Origin of the sequence: Desulfolutivibrio sp. (assembly GCF_036584575.1) — a bacterium.
Taxonomy (GTDB): Bacteria; Desulfobacterota; Desulfovibrionia; order Desulfovibrionales; family Desulfovibrionaceae; genus Desulfolutivibrio.
In genome coordinates, this window is the sequence record NZ_JAZHDB010000012.1 from 1 (window position 1) to 8,277 (window position 8,277).

7 protein-coding genes are annotated in these 8,277 nt (G+C 65.4%); 3 read left to right on the plus strand and 4 right to left on the minus strand.

Features of this window, described 5'->3' with window-relative positions:
- The coding region (locus V3572_RS00960; protein WP_332109099.1) for an iron-containing alcohol dehydrogenase at nucleotides 1–966 on the minus strand (966 nt) is incomplete at its 3' end.
- A gap of 59 nt (nucleotides 967–1,025) precedes the next feature.
- Between V3572_RS00960 and V3572_RS00965 the strand changes: the two genes are divergently transcribed.
- The 3 genes from V3572_RS00965 (at nucleotide 1,026) to V3572_RS00975 (ending at nucleotide 5,983) form a co-directional block, all read left to right on the plus strand.
- The gene (locus tag V3572_RS00965) at nucleotides 1,026–2,210 is read left to right on the plus strand and encodes an NAD(P)/FAD-dependent oxidoreductase (protein ID WP_332109101.1); all 1,185 of its coding nucleotides are present in this window, start codon (nucleotides 1,026–1,028) and stop codon (nucleotides 2,208–2,210) included.
- A 336-nt stretch (nucleotides 2,211–2,546) separates the two neighbouring features.
- Nucleotides 2,547–3,953 carry a beta-1,3-glucanase family protein gene (locus tag V3572_RS00970; protein ID WP_332109102.1) on the plus strand — a complete coding sequence of 469 codons (1,407 nt, stop codon included), beginning with the start codon at nucleotides 2,547–2,549 and terminating at the stop codon, nucleotides 3,951–3,953.
- A gap of 371 nt (nucleotides 3,954–4,324) precedes the next feature.
- Nucleotides 4,325–5,983, plus strand: coding sequence for a hypothetical protein (locus V3572_RS00975; protein ID WP_332109103.1), 1,659 nt, complete (start codon nucleotides 4,325–4,327; stop codon nucleotides 5,981–5,983).
- A gap of 281 nt (nucleotides 5,984–6,264) precedes the next feature.
- Here V3572_RS00975 and V3572_RS00980 read toward each other — a convergent pair whose 3' ends face one another.
- From V3572_RS00980 to V3572_RS00990, 3 genes are all read right to left on the minus strand, one after another.
- Entirely contained in the window at nucleotides 6,265–7,092 is an 828-nt protein-coding gene (locus tag V3572_RS00980) for a glycerophosphodiester phosphodiesterase (protein WP_332109104.1), read from the minus strand.
- A gap of 3 nt (nucleotides 7,093–7,095) precedes the next feature.
- A complete protein-coding gene (locus tag V3572_RS00985) occupies nucleotides 7,096–7,950 on the minus strand; it encodes an ABC transporter permease (protein ID WP_332109105.1) in 855 nt (284 codons plus the stop codon).
- Nucleotides 7,947–8,277: ABC transporter permease (locus tag V3572_RS00990; RefSeq protein ID WP_332109106.1), on the minus strand; the 331-nt coding region annotated here is incomplete at its 5' end. The genes V3572_RS00985 and V3572_RS00990, both read right to left, overlap by 4 nt.

Here is an 8,277-nt window from a genome sequence, read left to right on the forward strand (position 1 = left end):
GTCCGTACCTGCGGAGCCGCCCGTCAGGATGCGCCCGGCCTCGGCAAAGGCCCCAAGCGCCGCTGAATCCGGATCGCGCGCGCCAAGCGCCCGCACGTTGGCCGCCATGACCAGGGGCAAAAGCCGGGCGCACACAAAGCCGTGCGGCGCGGGGAATTCCCCGCCAAGGGGTGCGGCCAGGCCATGCACAGCCCCGAGCTTGGCGTTGGCCAGGGCCAGGCCGCTTAAAAGCGCCGCCAGGGACATGTCCTCCCGGGCCGCCGCGTCCGAGCCGTTTTGAAAGGCCCGTTCCAGGGACCGCGCGGCGCAATGAAGCCCCTGGCGACACAGGGCGTCGGTCATGGGATTTTTGTGTCCCGACACGAAGGCCTCCAAAAGCTGGGTCAGGGCGTCAAGCCCCGTGGCCGCCGTGACCTCCGGGGGCAACCCGTAGGTCCGTTCCGGGTCCACCAGGGCCACGTCGGGCAGCATCCCCGGTGAGCGCAGGCTCACCTTCACCTGGTGCTCCGGCGACAGCAGCACGGCGTTGGCCGTGGCCTCGGCCCCGGTCCCGGCCGTGGTGGGCACGGCCACATGCGGCAGGGGCGCATGCCTCAGGGGCAGCCCCCGGCCCACCACCTCCAGAAAATCATAGGGATCGCCGGGATTGGCCGTCAGCGCCGCCACGGCCTTGCCCGCATCCATGACGCTGCCGCCGCCAACCGACACCACCGCCTGGCATCCTTCGGCCCGGGCCAGCCGGGCTCCGGCCTCGGCCATGGCCACCGTGGGCTCGCCGGTCACGGCGTAGGCCGTCACGCAAAGCCCCGCCGCGTCAAGGCCGTCCACGACAGCCTGCACCCGCCCGGGATGCCCGCCGGTCACCAGCAAGACCCGCTCCCCGAATCCGGCCACGATCCCCGGCAACTCCGAAACGACGCCTGGGCCGAACACAATGCGACCCGGTCCCGCAAACGTGAACCGCATATCCCGCTCCTTTGTCCTGACGGTTGCGTCCCGCTCCCGAAAACGGCACAACACCGGGCATGAGCCGCCATGACGTGATCATTCTCGGGGCCGGGGCCTCGGGCCTGTGGTGCGCCGCCCGGTGCGCCGCCAAGGGGCTGTCCGCCCTTGTCCTGGACCATGCCAAAAAACCGGCCCAGAAGGTCCGCATCAGCGGCGGCGGCCGTTGCAACCTGACCAACGCCCACGTCGCGCCTTCCGACTACCTGGGACAAAACCCCCATTTCGTCAAATCCGCCCTGGCCCGCTTCACCCCGGCCGATCTCCTGGACATCGTCCAGGCCGCAGGCCTGGACACCGCCGAAGAGGACCACGGCAGGATATTCTGCCGCCAGGGGGCCCAGGCCGTTGCGGAGTTCCTGGTGGACAAGGCCAGGGCCGCCGGGGCCGAAATCCTTGCCCAGACCCCGATCCTCGACGTTCGCCAGGACGACGGCGCACCGTCCGGACGGTTCACCGTGGCCACGCCTTCCGGCCCGCATACCGCCCACCACCTGGTGGTGGCCACGGGGGGGCTGTCCTGGCCGCGCCTGGGCGCATCGGATCTGGGATACCGCATCGCCCGTCGCTTCGACATCCCCGTGGTTGCGACCCGGCCGGGCCTGGTGCCGCTTCTGGCCCCGCCCGAGCTCGCCCCCTTCTGCCATGGCCTGTCCGGAACCGCCCTGCCCGTGGGCATCTCCGTTTCGCCCGCCTCCCGGGAGGTCCACGGCGACATGCTCTTCACCCACAAGGGCCTCTCCGGCCCGGCCGTGCTCGACGCCTCCCTGCACTGGCGGCCGGGAGACGCCCTGTCCATCGACCTCGCCCCCGGGTGCGACCTGGCCAGGCTGCCGGGCGACTCGCCCCGCCAGGACATCAAAAACGCCCTGGCCCGTGTCCTGCCTTCCCGGCTGGCGACGGCCCTGTGCCAGCGCGAGGGCCTGTCCGGCCCCGTGGCCGCCCTGCCCCGCAAACGGCTGCTGGCTTTCCTCGACGCCCTGCACGCCTTCACCTTCACCCCTGCCGGGACCGAGGGCTACGCCAAGGCCGAGGTGACCCTCGGCGGCGTGGACACCACCCACGTCTCCTCCAAAACCATGCAGGCCCTGGCCGTGCCCGGACTTTTTTTCATCGGCGAGACCCTGGACGTCACCGGCCGCCTGGGCGGCCTGAACCTGCACTGGGCCTTCGCCTCGGCCCAGGCCGCCGCAGACGCACTCTGATCCGTCCGGCGTGCCCGGGTTCCCTCCCTGCCACCCGCCCCCCCATTCTGCCTGCCCATGACGCCGGTCTCCACCCTGGCGGCATAAATATGTTATACGATATTTACTCAAAATGCTGTTGACAAATATGGCTACTTTGATCAGTTAATAAATATAACTGTCCTGACCCGACGCCCTCCCGTCAACACCCCCGGCAGCAACGCCCGCCAACAGAACAGGCGGCGGGGCACGGACGACGGAGGCGGAAGGCCAGGGTTCTCCGGCCGCGCTTTTTGGGCGCGGTCGCGCCCTCCAATCTCTCACCATGGCTGCACAGGCCACCCGGAGGATGACATCATGGCGCACCAAAATTCCTCACAACCACATGATGCGACAGACAGCGGGGCTCCCCTCGTCTTCGGTCCACTCGGAGGGTTTGGGCTGGAAAACGTCTATGTCCACTTTCTGGGAGGTGGAGGACAGGGGATTCGCGGCCACTACTATGAAAAATCCCTGCAAAGGATGGCCCCCCTGTCCCTGGACACCCCCTACCGCCTGTCCGACATCGTAAGCCCCGTTCCCGTGGGCAGGGGCGCCCCGGCAAACATGCCCTCGGTGTTCATTGAGCATTTCATATCCGGCCGCGTCTACATCAGCATCGGCTCTCCCTTGAAAAACCTCGGCAACGGCTACCAGCCAGCCTCCGCCAATCCGTCGGACCCCAACTACCGCATCCGCTACCAGTACTTTGAGCCGACCTTCGACGATTACGGCGTGCATGTGAACCTGTCGTACATCGATTGCCTGGCGTTGGGGTTCATCCTGATGGCCGTGAATTCCACCCACGTCAGAAACAGCCCTCTGGCGACCCTCGTCAACACGAAGACGCTGGCCACGGCGGCCGCGAACGCGGCGACCCCGCCGGGGGCCAATGTCGTTCCCTCGGCCCAGTCCCTGCCGCCCGCGCCGGATTTCGCCCGGGTTCTGCCTCCGATGGCCTACCACGACGCCCACAACGCGAACCCCTTGTACCACGACTGGTCCGACTATCTGCAAAAGATCCTTCCCCACGGCAGCGTGCGCATCGCAGGCTGCTTCGCCGGATCCCAAGCCGGAAACATCTCGCCGCCCGAGCGGCTGACGTCGCAAAGCTACGACTACATCGCCGTATTCGACGCCAAGGGCTATGTGACCATGACCGCGCAAAAGGGCTCCGGCACGGCCAACGCCAAATGCGGCGGGATCGCGGGCCACGGCGTCGGCGACCGGAGCGCCGTCACCATCACCTTTGAGGCCTTAAACGCCACCAACGGCATTTACGGCTGCGACCCGGGGTACGGCTGGTCCTATGTCGATCCCCAGGGGAACCCGCAACGCGGGACAACCGCCTCGATCACCAACGACTTTTTCGGATGGGTGGTCGGCGACCTGTTGGCCGGGCTCAATTTCGGGTTCCCGGGAAGCGTCGTCGGCTTCAACGGCAGCCTCATCCGCGACCTCCCCAGCACGAAATGGTGGGGCGGAACGATGCCGGACGGCGCCGTCATCGACCCGGCGGACACCCCGGCAGGCAGGGGCGTACTGTTCCAGAAGGCGCAACCGGGACAGCCGTGGAACTACAACGCCTACGCCGCCAGCATCCAGGATATGGTCACGGCGTACGGCTTCTCCCTGCAGGATCGACTGGGAACGGTGCTCATGGAGTTTGACAGAACGTCCGACCCGGACAGCTTCCTCATGGTCCAGATCAGCAACGACCAGTAGGCCCCGCCGCCTTCCTTCCGGTCGCGCCGCGCCGCCGGGTGGCGCGGCGCGACCGGGGCCGCCTCATCATCCGCCCTTCCGCCTTGCGCCCTGGCCTTTCCCCCGGCGCCCGCCCATTTCCGTCTGCTACGCCTATCGCGTTGACAGGCAACAGACAATGTGGTCAGTAATAATGAAGTGTATGTCATATCCCGTCAGGGATGGCTTGCCTTCATCCGGCCACGTTGCGCCCTCGTCACATCGCTTAGGCCGCATGGCCAACGGCCGTGATGCAGCCGGAACAAAGCTGCCCGGCCTGCCGGGATCCAGCGACGGCGTCGCTCAGACATTTTTATTATTTCCAAGCATTTCAGAATGATCTGGAGAAAGACATGACTTTCACAACAAGGCGCCTTGGGCGCGTCCTGTCGGTTCTTTTTGCGGCCCTCATTTTCCCTGCGGCGTCGTTTGCGCAACAATGCCAGTCCTTCACAACCGATAACAGCGCCCAGTGGGGTCCCAACACCAACCAGACCTTCAACTATACCCAGCGCGTCCAGGTCATCAACAATTGCGCGGATGCCGCGCAGGTTCTCATGACGACCCCGGACGACCCTCTGTCGCGGGGGCTTCTGAGCAAGTCCTACACCACCTCCGGGGCGGGCGACACCAAGCAGTTCGTCCAAGGGCTGGTCGACCCGAACACCTATGTCCTGGCCCGCGTGGTCAGCGGCGTGACCCAGTCCTACACCGTGGCCTCCGGGGCCACGGAATACTTCTGCCTGCCCGACGCCGGGGCGGCCAGCGGCAATTTGAAATTCGTCTTCGGCTGCACCCAGTTCGACAGCGGCAACACCGGCCTGCCCATGAACTGCCTCATCGGTTCGGACCCGGGCAGGACCAGTAACGGCATGGATACGCTTTTCGAATTCACATCCGGGTGCACATACTGGGGCACCGCCCAGCAAAACCTCTGCACATACAATCCCTCCGATCCCACGAAGACGGAGAGGTTGGAAACTCCTGACTATTTCGACACCAGCGCGGTCACCGCCTACAGCATCCCCATGAGCATCTCGATTTTCGATCCCAACAACCCCACCAGTCCCACCGGCTGGCAGACCTACGGCTGCACCTACCCGGGCCGCGATCTCATCGCGGACCTGGCCAGTTGTCCCACGGAAAATTCGACAACCATCTCGTCGGACTACAACTGCCCGTCCGTGGCCTCGGGGATCAACCTGCGGCTCGCCAACCAGAACACGGGCTGGACGAGCTATTCCACGGCCTGTATCGCGTTTAACAACTGGCGGGCGCTTTTCGGGCCGGGACTGGGCGGCGGCTGCAACGTGGCCCTGTCCACCACCCCGGCGAACACGGCAAGCCCCACCCCCAACGTGGCCGACTACTACGGCTGCTCACTTATGCCCTATGCGGGCTGGGACGCCTACGCCAAGAAATGCCTCACCCCGGGCTGCGGCGGGCCGCAGTGCGCCGTGGGCCCTGACGGCACGGAAGGCGTGTACGCCACGTCCAAGGTGGCCCAGGGCAAGGGTGTGCCGTACATGAACTACGTCAAGACGCTCAAGGCCACGGGCAACGAGGTGTATACGTGGATGTTCGACGACGGCGTGGGAACGCTGCAATGCAACACGTGGGGCTCCTCCGTGAAGGTGACCCTCTGCCCCGGCCAGGCCGGTCAGAAGCCGTATGACACGGCCCATCAAAAGTGGTCCTACAACGCCGCGACCAACCGGTGCGTGGTCAACACCGCCGGAACCTATTCCACCCAGATTTCCTGCATGGCGGCCAACGGCAAGTACGCCTGCGCCTCGGAGACGGTCTCGAAAAACGACACCAGCGTGACGCCGACTTTTGTGGCCTCGGCCCAGCTCAACTACTGCAAGCCCGTGGACCCCACGGCCGTGACCCCGGCCCAGCTTGCCGCCGGGGTGAGTCTGGCCCAATGCCAGACCTCCCAGTGCCAGCAGACGGGGAAGCTCAACTCCGGCGACGTCCCTGCGTCCGGGCTGCTTCTGCTCGGCCAATAGTCCTTCCGTCGTCTCCCCGCAGACGCCGCGCCGCCCTCCTTCCGGGGGGCGGCTTTTTTTGCGCAACCGTCACGTCCGCACGTCTGCGCCTGCCCTTCTCCCGCTCCAAAGGTCGCCCCACTCCGCCTTTCCGGCCGTCCCACCCCGCCTTTCCGGGCGTATGGCCGACGGCGTACGCCGTCGGCCATACGCCCGGGAACGGGGGGTCCGGGGGGACAATGTCCCCCCGGGCGGGGTTCGGGGCGGCAGCCCCGATTGCCGTACTATCGGGGTTCGGGGCGTCAGCCCCGGGGTGAGACAAACCGCTGGGGCAGGTCGGTGATGATGCCTGCCCCGGGGGGGTAGGCACGGGCGACATCCGGGTCGTTGATGGTCCAGAGGTTGACGCGCAGGCCGTCGTCCAGGAGCGCCCGGGCCAGGTCGGGGGGGGTGATGTGGTGATCGGGATGGCAGGCGGCCACATCGAGGAACATGAGGTAATCCAGGATATTTCCGGGGTGTGCGGTTTCGATCAGGGCGGCCCGGGGGATATCCGGATCGAAGACGGCGGCCTGGGTGAGGTAGCGATGGTTGAAGGAGGAGAGAAGCGCCAGGTCCCGGGTTTCGGTATCGGCAACGAGTTCCAGAACGGCGGCGGTGATGGCGGAATCGCCGGTACGCCCGGCGTGATCCTTGATCTCCACGTTTATGGGGAAGGCGTGGTCGCGGCAGAAATCGAGCACCTGGCGCAGGGTGGGGATGACGGTCCCGGCAAAGGCGTCGACCGCCTCGGGCGGGATTTCACCGGAACGGATGGTTCCATGGGGATCAGTTGCGGCGAACCAGGAACCGGCGTCGAGGCTTTGCAGTTCAGTCAGGGTGAAGGTGTCGACATGATGCGTGGCGCGCGCGGCCAGGGGGGAGGCGGCGATGTTGGTGGTGCGGGCCGGGGTGTCGTCGTGGAAGACGACCAGATGGCCGTCAGCGGTCAAGCGCACGTCGATTTCCAGAAAATGCGCCCCGCAGTGCAGGGCTTTTTCGATGGCCGGGAGGGTGTTTTCCGGGGCCAGGGAGCGTACCCCCCGGTGTGCGCCGATGGCCTTTGCGTCGGGAATGTGGTGGAAGAACACGGATCAGGATTCCTTGCGATTGAGGTAGAGGTTGACCAGGGCCAGGCCGGAGGTGCCGACGATGAGCAGAAACGAGATGGCGTTTATGACCGGGGTGCTGCCGTCGCGGACCTGGAGGTAAAGGTTGATGGGCAGGGTGGGCTGGGAGCCGACCAAAAACAGGGTGGTGTTGAAGTTCTCAAAGCTCATGAGGAAGGCCACGGCCCCGGCTCCGACGATGGAGGGCCGCAGGTAGCGCAGAGTGATGAGCCGGATGACCTCGAAGCGGGTGGCCCCGAGGTTCAGGGCGGCCTCTTCCAGGGAACGGTCGAATTTGCGCAAGCGGGCCGAGACCACCAGGGCCACGAAGGTGGTGATGAACGAGAACTGCCCCAGGACCACCAGCCAGAAACTGGGCCGGAAAAAGGGCACGTCGACGCCGAGGTATTTTTCCACGAACATTCCGGCGGTGGTGGCCCCGAGGAGCTGGGAGATGCCCAGGATGACGCCGGGGATGACCAGGGGGGCCAGCATGAGAAAATAGAGGACATTTTTGAATGGAAATTTTTCCTGTTCGAAGGCGAAGGCGGTGCAGGTCCCGACCACGACGCACAGGACGGAGACGATGACCGCGGTCTCGAAGCTGACCATGATGGAGCGCAGGTTTTGGGCATCGTGGAAAATGCCCACGCGCTTTGGCCCGGGAGAGAAAAACCAGTCCAGGGTGCCGCCGTTCCAGGGCAGGGACGGGAAGTTGGAGTCGTTGAAGGCCAGCACGCAGGTGACCAGGAGCGGCGCGAAAAGAAAAACGAAATAGAGGATCACGAAGACGTTAAAGGACCAGGTGTAGGCCTTGGAATTGGGGAGTGAGCGGATCATGAGGCCACCTCCCCAAGTTTCTGGCGGCTTATCTTCAGGCCTGCCCAGATGATGAGGGAGCTTAAAAGCAGAAGCAGGAAGCCGAAGGCCGCGCCCTGGTTCCAGTTGAAGCTGGCGATGAACTGGTTGTAGATCTGCTCCGTGAACCACAGGGAGTTCTTGCCGCCCATGAGGTTGGGGGTGAGGTAGTTGCCGAGGGACAGCATAAAGACCACGATGGCCCCGGAGGTGATGCCCGGCTTGCAGTGGGGCAGGATGATCTCCCGCCAGATGCTGATTTTGGAGCCGCCCAGGTCGCTTGCGGCCTCGATCAGGCTGTCGTCGAGG